Here is a 21,639-nt window from a genome sequence, read left to right on the forward strand (position 1 = left end):
CCCTTGCCGCACGAGCGCGGCCCGTCCGCAGCACCGGTCAGGATGGATGCCTCGCTGACTTGGCGTCCTTCACCTCACCCCTGCCCCTCTCCTTACAGGAGAGGGGTTCTCCCGTGCTTTAAACCTCGTCCTTCCGCTCCATCCACCGGATCAGCGGCAGCAGCGGCAGCACCCAGGCCAGCCCCAGCGCGACATAGGCGACCGTCTGCCAGAGTTTGGGCGCCTCGGTGATCCGGCCCTGCGCCAGCGCCATCGCCACCAGCGCATACACGCAGACGAAGACCAGGATCACGACGGTGCCGATCAGCTTGCGGTGGCTCTGGGTCATGGCAGCGCGTCCTTGGGCTCGGTCCGGTCGGCTGCGGCAATGCGGGCGTTGTCGGGCCTTGGGCTTTGAGTCTATCTGTCACCCGCGCGCCGGCTTGTGAAGCGCGTAGCCTGCGACCGAAGGCCCCGCCGCCGTGACGATAGCCCTGAATCAGCCGCTCATCGAGGCGCCGTCGCGCCATGCCGGCATCCGCCGCTGGCTCTGGATCGTCGCCGCGCTGGTCTTCGCGATGGTCGTGGTCGGCGGCGCGACCCGGCTCACCGGCTCGGGCCTCTCCATCACCGAATGGAAGCCGATCACCGGCGCCCTGCCTCCGCTCTCGGGCGCGGCCTGGGCGGAGGAGTTCGCGAAGTATCGCGAAAGCCCGCAATACCGGCTGCTGAACGAGGGCATGAGCCTGGGCGAATTCCAGTTCATCTACTGGTGGGAATGGGGCCATCGCCAGCTCGGCCGCTTCATCGGCCTGGTCTATCTCGCGGGCTTCCTCGTCGTCGCGCTGCGCCGGCTGCTGCCCTGGCGCCAGACGGCGCTGCTCTTCGGCATGGGCCTGCTGCTCGGCCTGCAGGGCGCCATCGGCTGGATCATGGTGGCGTCGGGTCTCCAGCCCGGCATGGTCGCGGTCGCGCCGGTCAAGCTGACGCTGCATCTCACCTTCGCCGGCCTGTTCTTCGCCTCGGTCGTCGCCTTCGCCGTGTGGCTGACCCCTCCGCGCCGGGCCGAGCAGGCGAGGGGCCTCGTCGGCGCCTGGGCACTCCTGGTGCTGACCTTCGCGCAGATCGCGCTCGGCGGCCTCGTCGCCGGCTCGAAGGCCGGCTTCACCTACAACACCTGGCCGCTGATGGACGGCGCGCTCGTCCCCGACGGCGCGACGCTCTTCGCCAAATCCCCATTCTGGGAGAACTTCGTCGACAATGTCGCGCTGGTCCAGTTCAACCACCGCGTCGGCGCCTATCTGTTGCTGGCGCTGGCGCTCTGGCAGGCGGTGTCGCTGCGCCGTGCGGCGGCCGGCGCGGGCGCAGCCAAGCGCGCGACCGCGATTGCGGGGATGACGGTGATGCAGGCCGCGCTGGGCATCGTCACGCTGCTGCTGGTCGTGCCGCTCTGGGCCGGGCTCGCGCATCAGGCGCTGGCGTTCCTGCTGCTCGCGATGGTGGTCGTCCATCTCGTCCGGATGCAAACTGGCACCGCATTTGCGTGGCTTTGACCATGCCGGCCCTGCGGCCATGACGGACGAGGTCAAGGTGAACCAGATCGTGGTGTTTTCGGGCGGCGATGCCGGCCAGTGGCGCGTCCGTGCGATCGAGCGTGTGCGGGGCGACGGTTTGCCCGACATCAGCCATGTCGCGATCGCGCTCGAAAGCGCTGTCGAGGGCGACGCCGTCTGGAGGCTGCGCGGCGCCATCAGCAACACACGGTATGCCACGCGTGACGAAGTCGCCATGCTCGGCGCGCGCCAGGGCGGTCTGGAGCGGCCGGAGGCGAGGTCGGCCGTGCTCATCCCGATTTTGAAATCGCAGGCTTGGTGGGACTTGGCGCAGGATGAACGCCGGGCGATTTTCGAGGAGACGTCGCGCCACACGCGCATCGGCCTTGATTATCTGCCTGCCATCGCCCGCCGTTTGCATCATTCGCGCGATCTCGGAGAAGCGTTCGACTTTCTCACATGGTTCGAGTTCGCACCCGAGCACGAAGCCGATTTCGATGAGATGACCGCGCGGCTGCGGAGCACGCGCGAGTGGGAGTATGTCGAACGCGAGGTCGAGATCCGATTGACGCGGACGGAATCCTGACGGCCGTCCCGATCTTACGCCAGCGCCTGATCCAGATCGTCGATGATGTCCTGCACGTCTTCGAGCCCGATCGAGAGCCGCACCACCTCCGGCCCCGCGCCCGACGCCGTCTTCTGAGCGTCGGAGAGCTGGCGGTGCGTGGTCGAGGCCGGGTGGATCACCAGCGAGCGCGTGTCGCCGATATTGGCCAGATGCGAGAACAGCTTGAGGTCCGTCACAAGCTTGACGCCGGCGTCGTAACCACCCTTGAGGCCGAAGGTGAAGACGGCGCCCGCGCCCTTGGGGCAGTAGCGTTGCGCCAGCGCGTGGTATTTGTTGTCGGGCAGGCCAGCATAGCTGACCCATTCGACTGCCGGATGCTTGGCGAGATGCTGGGCGACCGCCAGCGTGCTCTCGCAATGGCGCTGCATCCGCAACGGCAAAGTCTCGATCCCGGTCAGGATCATGAAGGCGTTGAAGGGCGCAAGCGCCGGCCCCATGTCGCGCAGGCCGAGCACGCGGCAGGCGATCGCGAAGGCGAAATTGCCGAAGGTCTCGCCCAGAACCATGCCGTTATACTCAGGCCGCGGCTTGGACAGCATCGGATAGCGATCGTCGCCGACCCAGTTGAACGAGCCGCCATCGACGATGATCCCGCCGATCGAATTGCCGTGCCCGCCCAGGAACTTCGTCATCGAATGCACGACGATGTCGGCGCCATGCTCGAAGGGGCGGATCAGATAGGGACTCGCCATCGTGTTGTCGACGATCAGCGGGATGTTGTGCTTCTTCGCGATCGCCGCGATGCCGGCGATGTCGACCACGACGCCGCCGGGATTGGCGATCGACTCGATGAAGATCGCCTTGGTCTTCGGCGTCACGGCGGCAGCGAACGCGTCCAGATCGTCGGAATCGGCCCAGATCACGCTCCAGCCGAAGTTCTTGTAGGAATGATTGAACTGGTTGATTGAGCCGCCATAGAGCTTCTTGGCGGCGACGAACTCGTCGCCCGGCTGCATCAGCGCATGGAAGCACAGGAACTCGGCCGCGTGGCCCGACGCGACGGCGAGCGCCGCAGTGCCGCCCTCCAGCGCCGCGACGCGTTCTTCCAGCACCGCGTTCGTCGGGTTGCCGATGCGGGTGTAGATGTTGCCGAAGGCCTGCAGCCCGAACAGCGAGGCGGCGTGGTCGACATCGTCGAAGACGAAGGATGTCGTCTGGTAGATCGGCGTGGCGCGCGCGCCCGTCGCCGCGTCAGGCGCTGCGCCAGCATGGATGGCGAGCGTATGGAACCCTGGTGCGCGGTCGGTCATGGCCTACTCCCTGCGATCTTCTGAATGCGAGACGTTGCGTTCGTTTTAAAGAACGGTCTGTGCGGCGTCAATTCAGGGACGCGGCACCAGCTCCGGCCCGATATGCTCCGGCCTGATACCGAGCCCGACGACCCGCGCCGGAAGTCGCCGGAGCAGCGGAAACCAGTCGAACAGTCTGACCATGAAGGGCGGGCGCAGGGGGACGTCGCTGTCTAGGCGCGCCAGAAGCGGCGAGATGATCCGGTCCTGCGCCAGCACCTGGATCCGCTGCGTCGCCCGCGTCGGGAATTCGCGCCGCTCCTGCACGGCCGCGAGATCGGCGTCGGTCAGGCGCCTGTCGCGCAAAGGCGCGGCGAGGCGGTTGGCAGCGGCCACTGCGTCCTGCACGGCAAGGTTCACGCCGACGCCGCCGATCGGCGACATCGCATGGGCCGCATCGCCGATGCAGAGCAGGCCAGGGCGCCACCATCTCTCCAGTCGGTCGACCGCGACCGTGAGCAGCTTGATGTCGTCCCAGCTCGCGATCGCGTCCATCCGGTCGGCGAACCATGGCGCGAGCGCAACGATCGTGCCTCGGAAGGCCGGTAGCCCGGCCGTCTGCAGATCGGCTAGCTTGCCCTTGGGAATGACGAAGGCGCTCTGCCAGTAGTCGCCGCGGTTGAGCGTCACGAGCAGCCGGCCGTTCGCGACTTGTCCGCCGGTCTGGTCGGGGTCGCTCTCCTGTCGCGGCAGTTTGAACCAGAGCACATCCATCGGCGCGCCGATATCGATGCCTTTCAGGCCAGAGGCGGCGCGGATGTCGGAGCGGCGTCCATCGGCCGCGACGACGAGATCGGCCCGGATCGAGAAAGGTCCGTCCTCGCTTGTGCCGGAAAGACCGACGACCTTGCCGCTGGCTTCGATCAGCCTCTCCGCCTTGGCATTCATCATCAGCGTGAAGCGCCGTTGCTCGCGCCCACGATCGGCCAGGAAGTCGAGAAAATCCCATTGCGGCATCATCGCGACATAGGGCGCGGCCACGGGCAGGTGAGAAAAATCAGCGAACTGGATCGTCTCGTTCCCGAACCGCATCGCGATGCTCGACAGGGCAGAATGCGGCAGCTTGAGGAACTCGTCGAGCAGGCCGAGTTCGTGCATCAGCTGCATGGTCGAGGGATGGATCGTGTCGCCGCGAAAATCGCGCAGGAAATCGGCGTGCTTTTCCAGCACGACGACATCCACCCCGGCGCGCGCCAGCAGGAAACCGAGCATCATCCCCGCCGGGCCGCCGCCGGCGATGCAGCAGGTCGTGGTGATCTCCGGCATCGACTTGGCCCCCTGGTCCCGCTTTCGCTATTCCATTGGTTTGAACGCGACGTCATTCCGGGCGGAGCGGAGCGCAGACCCGGAATCCATCACAGGACACGATGGCGCCTTACGATGGATCCCGGATCGGCGCGGCTACGCCGCTTGTCCGGGATGACGCGGTGGTTGCATATCAAGACACCCGACGGCTCATGTCCCCGGACGATGGATCGTCAGCTTCTGGAACCCCTTGCCGGCGAGCACCGGCTTCTTCGACGACAATATCCGTGAATTGATCCCCTGCCAGCCGATTTCGCCCGAAAGCCGGCCATATTCGATCTTCGGGCAGCGGTTCATGATCACCGTGACCCCCATCGCCTCGGCACGTGCGGCAGCTTCGTCATTGCGCACCGAAAGCTGCATCCAGATCACCTTCGGCAGCGGGTCGAGGGCGAGCGCCTCGTCGGTGATCGGCCCGGCGGCGTCCGAATTGCGGAAGATCTCGACCATGTCGATCGTGCCGGGAATCTCCTTCAGCGAGGCATAGACCGTCTTGCCGAGCAGCGTCTGGCCGGCGAGTCCCGGATTGACCGGGATCACGTCATAGCCGCGGTCGAGCAGGTATTTCGTCACGATCCAGCTCGGCCGCGCCTCGCTGGCCGAGGCGCCGACCAGCGCGATGCGCTTCACGCTCTTGAGAATCTCGCGGATCTGGCTGTCGGGGTAGGCGTCGTGGGTCATCGGGCCAAGGCTTTGCAGAGAGATCGGGAGGTTGAAGGTATAAGGGGATGGAAAACGCACCGTCATCCCGGACGTAGTGAAGCGGAGATCCGGGATCCATGCCTGAGCCTTACCGATAAAAGTTCAGGCATGGATCCCGGGTCTCCCGTTGGTCGCCCGGGATGACGAGAAGGTTGTGGAAACGGCATTACCCCTCCCACACCGGCGCCCGCTTCTCCATGAACGCGCCGATGCCTTCTTCCGCATCACGCGCCAGCATGTTCTCGACCATCACAGCGCTCGCATGGTCATAGGCGGCAGCCATCCCCATCTCGCGCTGCTCGTAGAAGGCGCGCTTGCCGATCTTGACCGTGGCGGGCGATTTCGAGGCGATGACGGCGGCAAGCCGGCGCGCTTCCGCCAGCGCATCCCCGGCCGCAACGACGCGGTTGAGCAGCCCCATCCGCGCAGCCTCTTGGGCCGGCACCATCTCGCCGAGCAGCAGCATCTCCATCGCGTGTTTGGCGGCAAGGTTGCGCGACAGCGCCACCATCGGCGTCGAGCAGAACAGCCCGATATGGACGCCCGGCGTGCAGAATTTGGCATCAGTCCCCGCAACCGCCAGATCGCAGCTCGCCACGAGCTGGCAACCGGCAGCCGTCGCCGTGCCCTCGACCGCCGCGATCACCGGCTGGGGCAGGGCGGTGATCTGCTGCATCACGCGCGAGCAGCGTCCCAGAATGTCGCTGAAATAGGCCCGGCCCCGGTCGGGATCGGCGCGGCGCGCGCTCATCTCCTTGAGATCATGCCCGGCGCAGAACACCGGCCCCTGAGCCGCCAGGATCACCGCCCGCACGCTGCGGTCGGCCGCGATCTCGCCAAGCGTCTGCCCCAGCGCCGCCAGCAGCGCCTCGCCGAGCGGGTTGCGCGCCTGCGGCCGGTTCAACATCAGAATTGCGACGCCGTCTGCGTCTTCGCGCAGCAGCACGGGCGCGGCTTCGGGCTTGGTGTGGGCATTCATGGCAGCGCCTTTCGCAATCCTCCCTATTGTCGGAGCGGGGGCGTCATGCTGCAAGGGGAGGAACTCCATCCTCTCCGGTTTCCCGCATGGCCACCCGCATGACCGTCTCCGAACTGGAGGCCTTCCTCGACCAGACCTTTCCGCAACTCCACCATGGCGGGCGGACCTATTTCGTCGAGGAGGTCGGTCCGATGACCGCCCGGATGCGCTGCGACTACCATGAGAAGCATCTGCGCCCCGGCGGCACGATCTCGGGCCCGACGATGATGGCGCTGGCGGATCTGGCGCTCTATGCCGCGATCCTCGCCCAGATCGGCCCGGTCGCGCTCGCCGTGACCACGAGCTTGAACTTCAACTTCCTGCGCAAGCCCGGACAGGCCGCCCTGATCGGTGAGGCCAGGCTGCTCAAGCTCGGCAAGCGGCTCGCGGTCGGCGAGGTCTGCCTGTTCTCGCAAGGGGAAAGCGAGATGGTCTGCCACGCCACCGGCACTTATTCGATCCCAGCGGATCGTTAAGCGGTATCTTGGTACCGTTTTTGTCATTGCCATGAAAACATTGCGGTTTTTCCGCTGACTGCAATGATGACGGCTTGACAGCCCGCGGCCCGCACCCTATCCACCGCCTCACATCGCCGCCGGTCTCCGGCGGCTTGTCCTTTTTTCTCGAACCAACCGAAGGGGTGCCGCGATGAAGACCATGTCGCTGAAGCCCGCCGATGTCGAAAAGAAGTGGGTTGTGATCGACGCCTCCGGGCTCGTCGTCGGCCGTCTCGCCACCCTGGTGGCGCTGCGCCTGCGCGGCAAGCACAAGGCCAATTACACCCCGCACGTCGACTGCGGCGACAATATCGTGATCGTCAACGCCGATAAGGTGGTTCTGACCGGGCGCAAGCGCGATCAGAAGATCTATTACCACCACACCGGTTATATCGGCGGCATCAAGGAGCGGTCGGCCAAGTTCATTCTCGAAGGCCGCTTCCCCGAGCGCATCGTCGAGAAGGCCGTCGAGCGCATGCTGCCGCGCGGTCCGCTGTTCCGCCAGATCCTCGGCAATCTGCGCGTCTACAAGGGCGCCGAGCATCCCCATGCCGCCCAGTCGCCGGAGACGCTCGACGTCGCCGCGCTCAACCGCAAGAATGCGAGGGTCTGATCATGGCAGAGGTTCTCCAGTCTCTCGAGCAGCTCGGCCAGGTCGCCAAGTCGACCCAGCCCGACGCTCCCGTCCACGTCAAGAAGATCGACGCCCAGGGCCGCGCTTACGCCACCGGCAAGCGCAAGAACGCCATCGCCCGCGTCTGGATCAAGCCCGGCTCGGGCAAGATCACGGTCAACACCCGTGACCAGGAGGTCTACTTTGCGCGCCCCGTGCTGCGCATGGTTCTCCAGCAGCCGCTGATCCTGGTCGAGCGCCTGACCCAGTACGACGTCGTCGTCACGGTCAAGGGCGGCGGCCTCTCCGGACAGGCCGGCGCGGTGCGTCACGGCATTTCGAAGGCCCTGACCTTCTACGAGCCGGAGCTTCGCAGCCCGCTCAAGAAGGGCGGCTTCCTGACCCGCGACTCGCGCGTCGTCGAGCGCAAGAAGTTCGGCAAGGCCAAGGCCCGCCGCAGCTTCCAGTTCTCGAAGCGCTGATCGGCTCACGCTTTTTCGGTATGCATCAGGGCGGCTCGCAAGAGCCGCCCTTTTCGTATTCTCTGTCAGATCGATCGGCCCGCCGCCGTCATTCCGGACAAGCCGCGCAAGCGGCGCCGATCCGGAATCCATCATAAGAAGCCACCGTTCCCTATGATGGATTCCGGGTCTCCGCTTCGCCCGGAATGACGGAAGTGGAATCGTGCAAACCGCAAGTGTGACCGACCCAAGGAGCCGCCCATGACCCGCCCCGTCCTCCTCGTCACCGGCGGCAGCCGCGGCATCGGTGCCGCCACCTGCATCCTGGCGGCCAAGCGCGGCTACGACGTCGCGGTCAACTATCAGGCCAACGCCCAGGCCGCCGCCGAAGTCGTGACCGCCTGCGAGGCGGCAGGCGCGAAAGCCTTCGCGATCCAGGGCGACATGGCCAGCGCCACCGACATCATCCGCGTCTTCGCCGAGGCGAAGGCCGGGCTGGGGCCCCTGACCCATGTCGTCAACAATGCCGGCATCACCGGCAAGGCGAGCTCCCTGGCCGAGGCCGACACCGCCGTGATCCGCGCCTGCATCGACGTCAACGTCACCGGCGCGATCCTGGTGGCGCGGGAGGCGTCGCGCGCGCTTACCGCCAACGCCGATGCGCCCAACCGGGCCATCGTCAACATCTCCTCGGCAGCGGTCACCCTCGGCTCGCCCGGCGAATTCGTCTGGTATGCCGCCTCCAAGGGTGCGATCGATTCCCTCACCATCGGGCTGGCGAAGGAACTGGCTCCGGCCGGCATTCGCGTCAACGCGGTCGCGCCCGGCATGACCGAGACCGACATTCACGCGATGTCTTCGGGCGAGCCCGGCCGCGTCGCCCGCATCGCCCCGACGATCCCGCTCAAGCGCGTCGCGACGCCCGACGAGATCGCCGAGTCGATCCTGTTCCTGATGTCCGACGCCTCGGCCTACACGACGGGCATCGTCCTGCGCGTCGCCGGCGGGCGTTAGCTCATTGCTTCGCTGCGCTCCTCGCATTGTCGGTGGGTTTTCACGCACGCGCCACTGCGATACCGGTGATCCATGCGTGTCATTCTCATCCTCATCGCCTTCGGCATGATCGCCGTGCCGGCCCTGCTGGCGCTCTCGCGCGGCGACCGGCCCCGCGGCCGCCGCATCGCCGACGCGCTGATCATCTTCGTGACGCCGGCGATCGCGCTTGGCCTGATCCATGGCGTGCCGGAGCTCGACGGCCGGGCGCTGCAAAATCCCGTCGTCTGGACGACGTTGCGGCTCGTGCTCTCGTCGCTCGCCCTGATCCTGCCCTGGTGCCTTTACGTCTGGCTGTCGCGCCCGCGCCGTTGACGCTGAATGCTCGGTGCACCGATGACCGAACGGATCCGCTAAAGGGCGGAATCGGCTTGCGAACAAACCGCGCCAAGTCTCTAATCCAGGTCCAGAATTTACAGCTCGAACGCTCGCCGGCGCTATCGGCAGGGTACCGCGATGATGCCTGACCTGACGCCGGAGCAGAGTTTCCCCGCCGCGCTCGCACGGTTGCGGGCCGCGCTCGGCGATGTCGCCAATGGCGACGTCGCGGCGATCAAGGCGCTGTACTCGCACAGCGACGAGGCCACGAGTTTCTACGGCTGGGGCGGCTACGAGAAGGGCTGGGACGCGGTCTCGAACCGCTGGGACTGGGCACAGCAGCAGTTCAGGGGCGGCACGGTCAGGCACGACAACGTCACCACCGTGGTCGGGGCGGAGCTTGCCCTCGTCACCGACATCGAGATGTTCGAGGTTGTGATGGCGGAAAACGCCGAGCCCTCGCGCTGGACCAACCGGGTCACGCATGTCTTCCGCTTCGAGCAGGGCGGCTGGCGCCTGCTGCATCGTCACGCCAACCGGCTGGAGGGCCGCTACGAGCCGGCGCCGCGCCTGAATGCGCGCTAGCCGCATCAGCCGATTGACAGGCGCGCCATCCGCGAACATATACGCGTCATGATCACGAACCCGACCCGACGTCGCAACGAACAGGCCGCCCCGGCGCGCTTGCGATGACGCTCGGCTTTTAGTCCGATCGTTCGCGACCGCGCCCCAAGCGCGGTTTTTTTATGCCTGAAGCCGACCAAGTACTTCGACCTTGCAAGCACCCAGCTTTCGCACCCATCGGGGGTCCAGATGAGCCAGAATTTGAAATCCATCTTCATCGACGGCGAGGCCGGCACGACCGGCCTCGGCATCCGCGACAGGCTCGCGGCCGTGCCGGAGGTGGCGGTCAAGAGCATCGCAGCGGACAAGCGCAAGGACCCCGCGGCCCGCAAGGACATGATGGCCTCGGTCGATCTCGTCGTGCTCTGCCTGCCCGACGACGCGGCCCGGGAGTCGGTCGCGCTGGCCGACGAACTCGGCGCTGGTTCGCCGAAGATCGTCGATGCCGCGACCGCCCATCGCGTCGCGCCCGGCTGGGTCTACGGCTTCGCCGAACTCGAACCCGGTCATGCCGACAGGATCGCCAACGCTAACCGCGTCTCGAACCCCGGCTGCTACCCCACGGGCGGCATCGCGCTGCTGCGGCCGCTGGTCGATGCGGGGCTGATCGCGCCCGATCATCCCGTCGCGGTCAATGCGGTCTCGGGCTATTCCGGCGGCGGCAAGTCGATGATCGAGGCCTATGAAGCCGGCACCGCGCCCGCCTTCGAACTCTATGGCCTGGGCCTGCATCACAAGCACCTGCCGGAGCTGCAGCTCTATTCGCGGCTGACGCGGCGCCCGATCTTCGTGCCCTCGGTCGGCAATTTCCGGCAGGGCATGCTGGTCTCGATCCCGCTGCATCTCGACTTGCTTCCGGGCAAGCCGAAGGTCGCCGACCTGCATGACGCGCTCGCCGCCCGCTATGCCGGCTCCACCTATGTCAGCGTGGTCCAAGGCGCCGAGGCCGGTGGCAAGCTTGAGCCCGAGGCGCTGAACGAGACCAACAAGCTGGAACTGCGCGTCTTCGGCGACGATGCACTCGGCCAGGCGGTTCTGATCGCCAGGCTCGACAACCTCGGCAAGGGCGCGTCCGGCGCCGCCGTCCAGAACATCCGGCTGATGCTGGGGCTTACGGAGGGGTAGGGCGGTCTCCCTTCTCCCCTCGGGGGAAAAGGGGGCACGGCGAAGCCGTGACGGATGAGGGCAGCGCCTCATCCCAAACAAGAAAGGGGCCGCTTTCACGACCCTTCCCTCATCCGTCTGCTGCGCAGACACCTTCTCCCCCGGAGGGGAGAAGGGAAAAACGCCTCAGCCTTGGAACGGCACGAAATTCTGCTGCTGCGTGCCCAGCCCCTCGATCCCAAGCTTCACGACCTCGCCGCCCTTCAGGAAGCGCGGCGGCTTGAAGCCGAGGCCGACGCCGGGAGGCGTGCCGGTGGTGATCACGTCGCCGGGGTCGAGCCGCATGAACTGGCTGATATAATGCACCAGATAGGCGGCGCCGAAGATCATCGTCTTGGTCGAGCCGTTCTGGACGCGCTCGCCGTCGACTTCGAGCCACATGCCGAGATTCTGGATGTCCTCGATTTCGTCGGGCGTCACCAGCCAGGGGCCGAGCGGGCCGAAGGTCGGGCAACCCTTGCCCTTGGCCCATTGCCCGCCGCGCTCGGCCTGGAACTCGCGTTCCGAGACGTCGTTGCAGACGCAGAAGCCTGCGATCGCGGCCATCGCCTTGTCTTCCGGGATATAGGAGCCACCATCGCCGATCACGATCGCCAGCTCGACCTCCCAGTCGGTCTTGACCGAGTTCTTCGGGATCATGACGTCGTCATTGGGGCCGACGATGCAGTTCGGCGCCTTGTTGAAGAGGATCGGCTCCTTCGGGATTTCGGCCCCCGTCTCGGCGGCATGGTCGGCGAAATTCAGCCCGACTGCGATGAAGTTGCGCACGTCGCCGACACAGGCGCCGATGCGCGGCGACCCTGAAACCGCGGGCAGCGCGGCCAGATCAAGTGCCTTCAATTTGGCCAGCGAGGCCGAAGTCAGCGCCGCTCCGGCGAAGTCCGGGACGGTGCCGGAGACGTCGCGCAGAACGCCGTTGGAATCCAGAACAGCAGGCTTCTCTTGGCCGAACGTGCCGTAGCGAACCAGTTTCACGTCGTTTCCCCCAGTTGGATCGTTTTAAATTGATGCTGCGATCCTGAACAGGATCGTAGGCGGGAGGCAAGTCTGTTCGCGTGCATGGCGCGCCTGCATTCGGGCCGTCACGAATTTGTTGCGTGAATGCAACGGCGACCACGAAAGGAACTCGTCCGCGAGTCGGTCTCGGCGGCCTGCAGCGTCAGCCTTTCGCCCAAAATACCGATAGTTCTCATATAAACGATCCGTTTTCCGGAGAGGCGCTGGGAGAGCCTCCGGAAAGGGCGCGTTTTGAGCTCATTTTAACCATTCCGGTAGGTAAAGCAGCCGAAAGGTTTCAAATTAAGAAGTTTTGGCGCGGGATTGCCGCCGGAAATCCGCCACGGCATGTTTCCGTGAAGCAGGCCGTTGCAGGTCCTGAAGAAACAACAATTCTGGGATGGACCCGATGAACAGCGTCGCTCGCTACACCGCCGCAGCCACCGTTTCCGCCGCCGCCCTGCTGGCGGCGGGCGCTGCGTCTGCCAGTTCCTTCGCCATCCGCAGCGGCCAGAGTGCCGAAGGTCTCGGCATGGCCTATGCGGGTGCGGCGTCGGGCGGCATAGGCATGGGCTCGATGGCCTGGAACCCGGCGACCATCACCATGTTCCCCGGCCGCAACAGCCAGTGGAACTTCACCTATCTGTACGCCAATGCCTCCTACGAGCCGACCTCGGTGACCCGTCTGGGCTCGCCCGTCGGCCCCGCGAGCCCGGTCCAGAACGGCACCGGCAATATCGGCGGCGACGGCTCTTTCATTCCTGCTTCCTATTCGGCCTGGCAGCTCAACGACCGGCTCTGGGTCGGCCTGACGACCGGCGCGCCCTACGGTCTGCGCTCCAAGCCTGAAAATCAGGTCCATGCGGCGCAGGTCTATGGCCGCTCAGCCAAGGTCTCGACGATCAACGTCTCGCCGACCGTCGGCTACAAGGTCAACGACTGGCTGTCGATCGGCGGCGCGGTGCAGATCCAGTACTTCGACGCCAAGCTGAAAACGGCTTCGGGTGTTGCCCCGTCGGCGGCGCCCAACATCATCGAGGGCGACACGATCGACTTCGGCTACCGCGTCGGCGCGACGCTGACGCCGCGCGACGGCACCACGATCGGCATCGGCTATCGCTCGTCGATCCGCCAGACGCTGGAGGGCACGCTGCGGACGCCGGGCGGGGTCATCCCCGTCAAGGCCAACCTGAACCTGCCCGATTCGGTCGTGGTGGGCGTTTCGCAGGTGATCAACGACCAGTGGCAGGCGCATCTGGGTGTCGAGTGGACGAACTGGAGCCGGTTCCGCAACATCCCGATCGTCAGCCAACTCACCGGCGTGCCGGCGACCAGCCTCAATTTCCAGTACGATGACAGCTGGTTCTTCACCGCCGGTCTGGAGTATCGCTACAACCGCGACCTGACGCTGCGCGCCGGCGTCGGCTACGAGCTTTCGGCGGTCAACGACCGGAATCGCCAGATTTATATCTCTGACAATGATCGTCTCTGGCTCAGCGCCGGCGCGAGCTACCAGGTCAGTGAAAAGTTGAAGCTCGATCTCGGCTATACCTTCATCACCGTGAACAAGGCCTCTGTGAACTATAGCGGCGCCCATCCGGGACAGCTCGGCGTGTTCTACACCGCCGAAGCCAAGCCCTATATCCACGTCGTATCGGCCGCCGTGACCTATCGCTGGGACAATCCCGCCGAGACGGCTCCCATGGTCCAGCCGGCAGTGCGGAAATACTGAGACGACGAGTCAGAGCTCGCAAAGCCGGCCTTAGGGCCGGCTTTTTTGTTGGAGGATGCGGGAGGTGGACGCTAACGAGGTCCTCGTTGGGTGACGCGCGATCACCACAGCCGCTGCGTACTGAGGACACGGACCGGCGGCCAAGATACACAGTCAATAGCGTCGAAGGTCATGACGAATGGCTCGAACGGCTGCGCGGCAAGTTCGAGAGATTGGCTCCGCTGAGCGATCGCAACAGACAGCGCAATCGTCAGGTGAGGCACCCATTCGCGCAGTCGATAGTGCGGGTCGCACAGACGGGGGGTAATGATCTTATGAACCCTCGCATGTAGATCTAACAGGCGCTGACTCCGTCGCGGCGATAACCACAGAACAAGTGGATCAGTATCAAAGACGCTGACTCGATCGAATGTAAGTGAGATCGGCGTTTCGCCCTCAAATGCTCTTGCGACACTAAGAAGCAGATCTATAGAAACATCTGGATAGCGCGTAAGCGTGATATGCGGGTGATAGCCCAGCGACCGGATCGAAGGCGACGGCTCGAACGCAGAAGCTCTAGCGACCCACTGCCAAAATGGGCCAGCATCCGACGTTGTGCGCAAGGTGATACCGAACATGGTTCGATCGGTTTAACCGCTTCAACTGCCGGAGCAATCCCTGCAAAGGGTGGGAGCAGCAATGCACCAATTTCCGCAACAGGTCCGAACCCGTCGTCTCCCTTCCCAAACCTCTTAAGCCTTCATCCGCACATAGCTCCCCGGCGCATCCTCGATCGCCTTCAGCTTGCCGCTGCCGGGCTCGCGCGCCGGCACGCGCTTTTGCGCCTGGGCTTCGATCCAGGCGAACCAGTGCGGCCACCACGAGCCCGGATGCTCCTGCGCCTGGCCGATCCAGTCATCGAAGGCGCCCGTCACCGGCCCGCCGGTCCAGTACTGGTACTTCACCTTGCTCGGCGGGTTGACCACGCCCGCGATGTGGCCGGACCCCGCGACGACATAGTCGACAGGGCCGCCGAAGCGTTGCGAGCCGAGGAACACCGACGGGGCAGGGGCGATATGGTCCTCGCGCGCGGCCAGATTATAGACCGGGATCGTCACCTTCTTCAGGTCCAGCCGCTTGCCGCCGATCTTCATCTCGCCCTTGGACAGCGTGTTGTCGAGATAGCAGTTGCGCAGATAGAAGGAGTGGTTCGCCGCGGGCATCCGCGTCGAATCCGAGTTCCAGTACAAAAGGTCGAAGGCGGTCGGGGCCTTGCCCTTGAGATAGTTGTTGATCGCATAGGACCAGATCAGGTCGTTGGGCCGCAGCATGTTGAAGGCGCCCGCCATTCGCGAGCCGTCGAGATAGCCGGTCTTGGACATCTGTTCCTCGACCGAGCGGATCTGCTCCTCGTCGACGAAGACAGAAAGTTCGCCCGCCCCGGAGAAATCGACCTGCGTGGTGAAGAAGGTGGCGCTCTCGATGCGCTTGTCCTTCACCGCCGCCATATAGGCCAGCGTCACCGCCAGAAGCGTGCCGCCGACGCAGTAGCCGATCGCGGTGACCTTCTTTTCACCGGTCGCCTGCTCGATCGCGTCGAGCGCGGCGAAGATGCCCTCGCGCATGTAGCTCTCGAAATCCTTGGCGGCGTGGCGCTCGTCCGGGTTGACCCAGGAAATGCAGAACACCGTCAGGCCCTGGGCGACGCACCAGCGGATGAAGCTCTTCTCGGCATTGAGGTCGAGGATGTAGAACTTGTTGATCCAGGGCGGTACGATCAGGAGAGGGCGCTTCAGCACGTCGGGCGTCGACGGAGCGTACTGGATCAGCTCGATGATCTCGTTGCGGAAGATCACCTTGCCCGGCGTCATCGCGATGTTGACGCCGACCTCGAAGGCGCGCGCATCCGACTGGCGGATCTTCAGCTCGCCCTTGCCGGCCTCGATGTCCTCGGCCAGCATCTTCATGCCGCGCACCAGGTTCTCGCCGTTCTGCGCCAGCGTCTCGCGCAGCAGTTCGGGATTCGTCGCGACGAAATTCGAGGGCGAGAGCGCGCCTGTAATCTGCTTGACGTAGAAGCGCGCCTTCTCGCGCGTATGCGGGTCGAGATCCTCGGCCCGGTCGACCATGTCCTCGGCCCAGCGCGAGCCGATCAGATAGGCCTGCTTGACGAAGTCGAAGACGGGGTGCTCCGACCAGTCGGGATCTTTGAAGCGGCCGTCGCGCGTATCGGGCTGGGCCACGGGCTCGGCCGCCTCGCCGCCGGCGCGCTTCAGCGTCGCGCTCCACAGGCTCAGGAAATCGGTCGTCAGCGAGGCCTGCGCCTCGATGATCTTGCGCGGATCACTGACCCAGCGCTCGGCGACCCGGCCGAGCGTCTTGACCATCTCGCTCGCCTCCTCGGCCTGGCCGCTCTTGGCCTCGCCGCGCTCGATCGGCTTGAGATAGGCCGCGGTGACCTTGCCGTATTCCTCGACGAGGCGTCCCATGTTCTGCGCGAACTGATCGAGATTGGGAGCGATCGGGCCCTCCGCCGCATTGGTGGGGCCGGCCGGGTCCTTTTGCGTGTCGTCCGCTTTCCGGCTCATGGCGCGTCTCCCGTGGCATTTTATGCGGGGTCGCCGGAGGCTCCCCATTTTGGTCCCATTAACGACGTAGCCGATATGATTGACAAAGAAAATTCTGGACCGCACCAGATGGTCATGCCGCTCGATCCGTTACGCCCCAAGTCGCCCCTAGTTCCCGCCCTCGCGATCCTGCTCGCGCTGGGGCTCGCCGGCTGCGCCTCCGACGGTCCGGTCAAGGGCCTGGCCGAGGCGACAGGGCTGGCGACGACCCCGCAGGAGAGCAAGACCTTCGTGCAGGAGACGCGGCCGGCCGATTCGCAATACATCCCGGTCGGGCGCCGCTTCGGCAATCTGCCTTTATGTCGCGAAAGCAATGCACCGCCGACCGGTGCGCCGACCTCCGCACGCGGCCATATCGGCACCTTCCCGATTTCCCAGGCCGCCCCGGACACCTGCAAGCCCAAGGCGCAGTTCAAGGCGATCGAGGCCGGGCTCGAGGCCAAGCGCATCTCCAACGAGGCGGCCGGCTCCCAGGCACAGTCGCTCGGCAAGGCGTTGCCGCCGCCCAAACCCTCGGTCGTCGTCCCGACCAACTGACAACTGTCGTCGGTAGACGTCACTTGGTCGAATCTTGCGTTTTCGACACTGTCGCGACCGAAGATGCGGTGCTAAGGACCGCCGACGCAACGATCTGACGCCGGCCCGCTCGGCCTCGTCCGACGAAGGAACCGTTCGAGATGGCCGATTTCCACCGCATCAGGCGACTGCCGCCCTACGTCTTCGAGCAGGTCAATAAGATCAAGGCCGCCGAGCGCGCCAAGGGCGTCGATATCGTCGATCTCGGCATGGGCAATCCCGATCTGCCTGCCCCCCGGCACGTCATTGAAAAACTCGTCGAGACAGCCGGCAAGCCGCGCACCGACCGCTACTCGGCCTCCAAGGGCATCGGCGGCCTGCGCCGCGCCCAGGCGCATTATTACGAGCGCCGCTTCGGCGTGAAGCTCGATCCCGATACGCAGGTCGTCGCCACGCTCGGCTCCAAGGAAGGCTTCGCCAACATGGCGCAGGCCATCACCGGCCCGGGCGACGTCGTGCTGGTGCCCAATCCAAGCTATCCGATCCACGCCTTCGGCTTCCTGATGGCCGGTGGCGTGATTCGGTCCGTGCCGGCCGAGCCGACGCCGGCCTTCTTCCCGGCGCTGGAGCGTGCCATGATGCATTCGGTGCCCAAGCCGATCGCGCTCGTCACCTGCTACCCGGCCAATCCGACCGCCTTCACCGCCTCGCTCGATTTCTATCGCGACCTCGTCGCCTTCGCCAAGAAGCACGAGCTGATCCTGCTGTCGGACCTCGCCTATGCCGAGGTTTATTTCGACGACAACGACCCGCCGCCCTCGATGCTGCAGGTTCCCGGCGCGATCGACGTCACCGTCGAGTTCACCTCGATGTCCAAGACCTTCTCGATGGCGGGCTGGCGCATGGGCTTCGCCGTCGGCAACGAGCGCCTGCTGGCGGCGCTGGCGCGGGTGAAGTCCTATCTCGACTACGGCGCCTATACGCCGATTCAGGTCGCGGCCGCCGCCGCCCTCAACGGCCCCGACGACTGCATCCGCGAGATGCGCGACATCTACCGCAAGCGCCGCGACGCGCTGGTCGAGAGCTTCGGCAAGGCCGGCTGGGACATCCCCGTGCCGCAGGCCTCGATGTTCGCCTGGGTGCCGATCCCGGAAAAATTCCGCCATCTTGGCTCGCTGGAATTCTCCAAGCTGCTGATCGAGAAGGCCGAGGTCGCGGTCGCGCCGGGCATCGGCTTTGGGGAGCATGGCGACGATTTCGTCCGCATCGCCATCGTCGAGAACGAGCAGCGCATCCGCCAGGCCGCCCGTAATGTCGGCCGCTTCCTCAAGAGCGCCGACCAGACCCTCCACAACATCATCCAGATGCCGAAGGCGGGGTGAGGGGGCGCAACATGCTGCCTCATCCATCCGCACCGTCATTCCGGACAAGCGGCGCAGCCGCGCCGATCCGGAATCCATCGTAGGGAACAGACAGCGCCCTATGATGGATTCCGGGTCTGCGCTTCGCTGCGCCCGGAATGACGGCGGTTGTGTTGAAGCCGCAGGTTGGCACTGGACCGCGCCTGTAAAACATGGGAACCCCTTAGGCGGTGGACACATGTGTCCGCATCGAGGCTCAAGGCACGAGATGTTCAGCAAGGGCCGTTTGATCGGCATCGGCCTCGGCCTGTTCGCCCTGGTCTGTCTCGTCTTCACCTACGACTATGCGCGCGGTCGCACGCCGCGGACCCGTTCGCCCCTCGTCAGCGAGGTGCTGACCGCCACGACGGCCCGTGACTGCGGACGAGACGCAACCGAGATCGCCTCGCGCTATCTGCCGCTCGGCATGGAGCAGGCCGAGGCCGAGCGTGTCCTCGGCACGATCGCCATCGTGCCGCCCAAGCCCTGGTTCTGGCGCCCGGCCATGGAGAACGCCACGACCTGGACCGGCGACACGCTCGAGGCGCTGCGCACGATCAAGGCCACCGCCTTCGGCAGCAATCTGCTGCGTCTGCATCTGACCTTCGGCGACGGGAAGCTGAGGCGGCTGGCAGCGGAGGTCGTCTGCCGCTTCGATTGAGGGCGGTGCGCTCCAGTCTGCCCAGATGACGATATCGCGCTGTCGCTGCCGGGTGTATGGTCTGGGGGCAGTATATTGCGGCTCGCGCGGGCTGGACCCCATCGACACCCGGCCATCCTTCCTGCCTGACAGGAGTGTATCATGGCATCGACTGACAAAGTCTTCGCCGGCCCGATTCCTGAAATCTACGATCGCATTCTCGTGCCGCTGCTGTTCGAGACCTATGCCACTGACCTTGCCGAACGTGTCGCAGATGCGAGGCCGCAGCGCATTCTCGAGATTGCCGCGGGAACCGGAGCGGTTACGCGGGCCATCGCGGCGCGGTTGGATGCGACGGGGCGGATCGTGGCTTCCGACCTGAACCAGCCGATGCTTGACCGCGCCGCGGCCCGGCAGGGCGCCGATGCAAGGATCACCTGGCGGCAGGCCGACGCCATGGATCTTCCGTTCAATGATCAGGGCTTTGATGTCGTGGTTTGCCAGTTCGGCGCGATGTTCTTTCCAGACAAGCTTCAGGCCTATCAGGAGGTCTACCGCGTTCTCCGGCCCGGTGGACATTACCTCTTCAATGTCTGGGACCAGATCTCGGAGAATGACTTTCCGCGGGTCGTTACCGACGCGCTGGTGGGCGTTTTCCCCCACGATCCTCCCCGTTTCATGGAGCGAACCCCGCATGGCTACCACGACCTCGACATGATCCGTCGCGATCTCGCCACGGCGGGTTTCGATGCGATTTCGATCGAGACCCTCGGCCGCATGAGCAGGGCTGGTTCCGCACAGGAAGTCGCGGTGGCCTATTGTCAGGGAACGCCGCTTCGCACGGAAATCGAGGCGCGGGCTCCGCCGAACCTTGAGGCCGTGACGCAATCCGTCGCGGAGGCTTTGGCCCGCAGTTTCGGACATGGTGCGATTGAAGGCAAAATCCGTGCGCATGTGGTTTCGGCCAAGCGCCGGTAGATCAGGCTGCGGAACTTTGTCAGGTTCTCGGCAACAACCTGCTGCGCCTGACCTTCACCGACGCCAAGCTGGGAGGCCGGTGGCCGAGGTCGTCTGCTGGTTCGATTGAAGGCGGACGGGACGCTGCGCCGTTGACTCGGCACCCCGCCTCATGCGACCCCGCGCCCATGACCGTCGCGACCGCTCCGAACGCCCAGAAGCCCCTCCGTATCGGCCTTGCCGGCCTCGGCACGGTCGGCGCCTCCGTGTTGCGCATCCTGCGCCGGCAGGAGAATGCGCTGAGCGCGCGCTGCGGACGCGCCATCCGCGTCACTGCCGTCTCCGCACGCGACCGCAGCCGCGACCGCGGCGTCGATCTCGGCGGATTGACCTGGTTCGACGATCCCGTCGCATTGGCGGCCTCGCCCGAGATCGATTGCCTGGTCGAGCTCGTCGGCGGCTCGGATGGCCCCGCGAAAGCCGCGGTCGAGGCCGCCCTGAATGCCGGCAAGCCGGTCGTCACCGCCAACAAGGCCCTGCTCGCCCATCATGGCATCGCGCTGGCGACCCTCGCCGAACGGGCAGGCGTCGCGCTCGCCTTCGAAGCCTCTTCCGCCGGCGGCATCCCGATCGTCAAGACGCTGAAGGAGGGGCTGTCGGGCAACAGCGTCACGCGCCTCTACGGCATCCTCAACGGCACCTGCAATTACATCCTCTCCCGCATGGAGCTCGAAGGGCTGACCTTCGAGGCCTGCCTGAAGGACGCCCAGCGTCTCGGCTATGCCGAGGCCGACCCGACCTTCGATGTCGAGGGCTACGACACCGCCCACAAGCTCGCCATCCTGACCAGCCTCGCCTTCGGTACGAAGATCGACGCCGAAGCGATTCATGTGGAAGGCATTTCCTCGATCGCGCCGCTTGATCTCAAGATGGCCGACGAACTCGGCTACCGGATCAAGCTGCTCGGCGTCGCCGAGCGCACGAAGACCGGCATCGAGCAGCGCGTCCACCCGACCATGGTGCCGAAATCCTCGGCCATCGCCCAGGTCATGGGCGTCACCAACGCCGTCACCGTGGATGCCGACGCCGTCCGCGAGATCACGCTCGTCGGACCCGGCGCCGGCGGCGACCCGACGGCGTCCGCCGTTGTCGCCGACATCGCCGATATCGCTCGCGGTACGGCCGGGCTGCCCTTCGGCCTTCCGGTGGCGCGTTTGGAGGATGCTGTCCGCGCCCCGATGCAGCGCCATGAGGGCGGTTACTATATCCGCCTCGCGGTCGCCGACCGTCCCGGAGCAGCCGCCGCGATCGCGACCCGCATGGCCCAAGCCGACATCTCGCTGGAGAGCATCGTCCAGCGCCGCTCGGAAGCCGCCGCCCTGCGCGATCCCGCCGGCCGTTCCGGCGCCCCGGTCCCGGTCGTGCTTATCACCTATGCCACCTCCGAGACCGCGATCCGCGCGGCCCTGGAGAAGGTCACCGCCGACGGCCATATCGCCGAACCGCCGCAAGTCATCAGGATAGAGCGGGAGTAGGCAGTCGGCGGGAGCAAGCCCGACTGCGCACTGCCCATTGCCGACTGCCCAAA

The 21,639-nt window shown here is 65.6% G+C and carries 24 protein-coding genes; 16 read left to right on the forward strand and 8 right to left on the reverse strand.

The genetic code is table 11. From position 1 onward, the window contains the following. Nucleotides 1-118: 118 nt before the first annotated feature. Nucleotides 119-328 carry a DUF2842 domain-containing protein gene (locus AXW83_RS03910; RefSeq protein WP_066610815.1) on the reverse strand — a complete coding sequence of 70 codons (210 nt, stop codon included), beginning with the start codon at nt 326-328 and terminating at the stop codon, nt 119-121. A 133-nt stretch (nt 329-461) separates the two neighbouring features. On the opposite strand from AXW83_RS03910, the gene AXW83_RS03915 reads away from it, so the two are divergent. Both AXW83_RS03915 and AXW83_RS03920 read left to right on the forward strand, forming a co-directional pair. Further along, nucleotides 462-1,532 (forward strand): COX15/CtaA family protein, encoded by a 1,071-nt coding sequence (locus AXW83_RS03915; RefSeq protein WP_066610818.1) that lies wholly within the window; start codon nt 462-464, stop codon nt 1,530-1,532. 19 nt (nt 1,533-1,551) lie between these two features. Then, complete coding sequence (locus tag AXW83_RS03920) at nt 1,552-2,118, forward strand: chlorite dismutase family protein (protein WP_066610820.1); 567 nt, start codon at nt 1,552-1,554, stop codon at nt 2,116-2,118. A 14-nt stretch (nt 2,119-2,132) separates the two neighbouring features. On the opposite strand, the gene AXW83_RS03925 is transcribed toward AXW83_RS03920, so the two are convergent. The 4 genes from AXW83_RS03925 to AXW83_RS03940 form a co-directional block, all read right to left on the reverse strand. Beyond that, on the reverse strand, nt 2,133-3,410 hold the full coding sequence (locus tag AXW83_RS03925) for an O-acetylhomoserine aminocarboxypropyltransferase (RefSeq protein WP_066610822.1): 1,278 nt from the start codon (nt 3,408-3,410) through the stop codon (nt 2,133-2,135). 72 nt (nt 3,411-3,482) lie between these two features. Continuing rightward, the gene (locus AXW83_RS03930; protein ID WP_066610823.1) at nt 3,483-4,715 is read right to left on the reverse strand and encodes an FAD-dependent oxidoreductase; all 1,233 of its coding nucleotides are present in this window, start codon (nt 4,713-4,715) and stop codon (nt 3,483-3,485) included. Nucleotides 4,716-4,904: 189 nt separating this feature from the next. Then, on the reverse strand, nt 4,905-5,435 hold the full coding sequence (locus AXW83_RS03935; RefSeq protein WP_066619777.1) for a CoA-binding protein: 531 nt from the start codon (nt 5,433-5,435) through the stop codon (nt 4,905-4,907). 187 nt (nt 5,436-5,622) lie between these two features. Next, complete coding sequence (locus AXW83_RS03940; RefSeq protein WP_066610827.1) at nt 5,623-6,435, reverse strand: enoyl-CoA hydratase; 813 nt, start codon at nt 6,433-6,435, stop codon at nt 5,623-5,625. 86 nt (nt 6,436-6,521) lie between these two features. Here AXW83_RS03940 and AXW83_RS03945 point away from each other — a divergent pair, with 86 nt between their 5' ends. The 7 genes from AXW83_RS03945 (at nt 6,522) to argC (ending at nt 11,165) form a co-directional block, all read left to right on the forward strand. Then, complete coding sequence (locus AXW83_RS03945; RefSeq protein ID WP_066610828.1) at nt 6,522-6,950, forward strand: PaaI family thioesterase; 429 nt, start codon at nt 6,522-6,524, stop codon at nt 6,948-6,950. 172 nt (nt 6,951-7,122) lie between these two features. Continuing rightward, nucleotides 7,123-7,584: a 50S ribosomal protein L13 gene (gene rplM, locus AXW83_RS03950; protein WP_066610831.1), complete on the forward strand. Its 462-nt coding sequence runs from the start codon at nt 7,123-7,125 to the stop codon at nt 7,582-7,584. A gap of 2 nt (nt 7,585-7,586) precedes the next feature. Then, nucleotides 7,587-8,066 carry a 30S ribosomal protein S9 gene (gene rpsI, locus AXW83_RS03955; RefSeq protein WP_066610833.1) on the forward strand — a complete coding sequence of 160 codons (480 nt, stop codon included), beginning with the start codon at nt 7,587-7,589 and terminating at the stop codon, nt 8,064-8,066. A gap of 240 nt (nt 8,067-8,306) precedes the next feature. Continuing rightward, nucleotides 8,307-9,059: an SDR family oxidoreductase gene (locus AXW83_RS03960; protein WP_066610835.1), complete on the forward strand. Its 753-nt coding sequence runs from the start codon at nt 8,307-8,309 to the stop codon at nt 9,057-9,059. A 72-nt stretch (nt 9,060-9,131) separates the two neighbouring features. After that, nucleotides 9,132-9,413 (forward strand): hypothetical protein, encoded by a 282-nt coding sequence (locus AXW83_RS03965; RefSeq protein WP_066610837.1) that lies wholly within the window; start codon nt 9,132-9,134, stop codon nt 9,411-9,413. A 141-nt stretch (nt 9,414-9,554) separates the two neighbouring features. Continuing rightward, nucleotides 9,555-10,001, forward strand: coding sequence for a YybH family protein (locus AXW83_RS03970; protein ID WP_066610838.1), 447 nt, complete (start codon nt 9,555-9,557; stop codon nt 9,999-10,001). A 228-nt stretch (nt 10,002-10,229) separates the two neighbouring features. Next, on the forward strand, nt 10,230-11,165 hold the full coding sequence (gene argC, locus AXW83_RS03975; RefSeq protein ID WP_066610839.1) for an N-acetyl-gamma-glutamyl-phosphate reductase: 936 nt from the start codon (nt 10,230-10,232) through the stop codon (nt 11,163-11,165). Between the two features lie 165 nt (nt 11,166-11,330). Here the strand turns inward: argC and AXW83_RS03980 are convergent, their stop codons facing one another. Then, nucleotides 11,331-12,179, reverse strand: a complete 849-nt coding sequence (locus AXW83_RS03980; RefSeq protein ID WP_066610840.1) for a fumarylacetoacetate hydrolase family protein — start codon at nt 12,177-12,179, stop codon at nt 11,331-11,333. Between the two features lie 122 nt (nt 12,180-12,301). Here AXW83_RS03980 and AXW83_RS26950 point away from each other — a divergent pair, with 122 nt between their 5' ends. Together AXW83_RS26950 and AXW83_RS03985 are read left to right on the forward strand one after the other, a co-directional pair. After that, nucleotides 12,302-12,613 carry a hypothetical protein gene (locus AXW83_RS26950; protein WP_156639778.1) on the forward strand — a complete coding sequence of 104 codons (312 nt, stop codon included), beginning with the start codon at nt 12,302-12,304 and terminating at the stop codon, nt 12,611-12,613. Further along, nucleotides 12,610-13,932, forward strand: coding sequence for an OmpP1/FadL family transporter (locus tag AXW83_RS03985; RefSeq protein ID WP_168166050.1), 1,323 nt, complete (start codon nt 12,610-12,612; stop codon nt 13,930-13,932). The genes AXW83_RS26950 and AXW83_RS03985 overlap by 4 nt, the downstream gene beginning before the upstream one ends. Before the next feature lie 101 nt (nt 13,933-14,033). Here the strand turns inward: AXW83_RS03985 and AXW83_RS28195 are convergent, their stop codons facing one another. Then, nucleotides 14,034-14,549, reverse strand: coding sequence for a 2'-5' RNA ligase family protein (locus AXW83_RS28195; RefSeq protein WP_082766927.1), 516 nt, complete (start codon nt 14,547-14,549; stop codon nt 14,034-14,036). A 114-nt stretch (nt 14,550-14,663) separates the two neighbouring features. Further along, complete coding sequence (gene phaC / locus AXW83_RS03990) at nt 14,664-16,499, reverse strand: class I poly(R)-hydroxyalkanoic acid synthase (RefSeq protein WP_082766928.1); 1,836 nt, start codon at nt 16,497-16,499, stop codon at nt 14,664-14,666. 108 nt (nt 16,500-16,607) lie between these two features. On the opposite strand from phaC, the gene AXW83_RS03995 reads away from it, so the two are divergent. From AXW83_RS03995 to AXW83_RS04015, 5 genes are all read left to right on the forward strand, one after another. Continuing rightward, nucleotides 16,608-17,075 carry a hypothetical protein gene (locus tag AXW83_RS03995; RefSeq protein WP_066610842.1) on the forward strand — a complete coding sequence of 156 codons (468 nt, stop codon included), beginning with the start codon at nt 16,608-16,610 and terminating at the stop codon, nt 17,073-17,075. Between the two features lie 140 nt (nt 17,076-17,215). Then, nucleotides 17,216-18,436: an LL-diaminopimelate aminotransferase gene (locus tag AXW83_RS04000; protein WP_066610843.1), complete on the forward strand. Its 1,221-nt coding sequence runs from the start codon at nt 17,216-17,218 to the stop codon at nt 18,434-18,436. A 247-nt stretch (nt 18,437-18,683) separates the two neighbouring features. Continuing rightward, entirely contained in the window at nt 18,684-19,115 is a 432-nt protein-coding gene (locus AXW83_RS04005) for a hypothetical protein (protein ID WP_066610844.1), read from the forward strand. A gap of 141 nt (nt 19,116-19,256) precedes the next feature. Further along, nucleotides 19,257-20,072 carry a class I SAM-dependent methyltransferase gene (locus tag AXW83_RS04010; RefSeq protein ID WP_066610845.1) on the forward strand — a complete coding sequence of 272 codons (816 nt, stop codon included), beginning with the start codon at nt 19,257-19,259 and terminating at the stop codon, nt 20,070-20,072. Nucleotides 20,073-20,239: 167 nt separating this feature from the next. Then, entirely contained in the window at nt 20,240-21,586 is a 1,347-nt protein-coding gene (locus AXW83_RS04015; RefSeq protein WP_066610846.1) for a homoserine dehydrogenase, read from the forward strand. The last annotated feature ends 53 nt before the right edge of the window (nt 21,587-21,639 follow it).

Origin of the sequence: Bosea sp. PAMC 26642, assembly GCF_001562255.1 — a bacterium.
Taxonomy (GTDB): domain Bacteria; phylum Pseudomonadota; class Alphaproteobacteria; order Rhizobiales; family Beijerinckiaceae; genus Allobosea.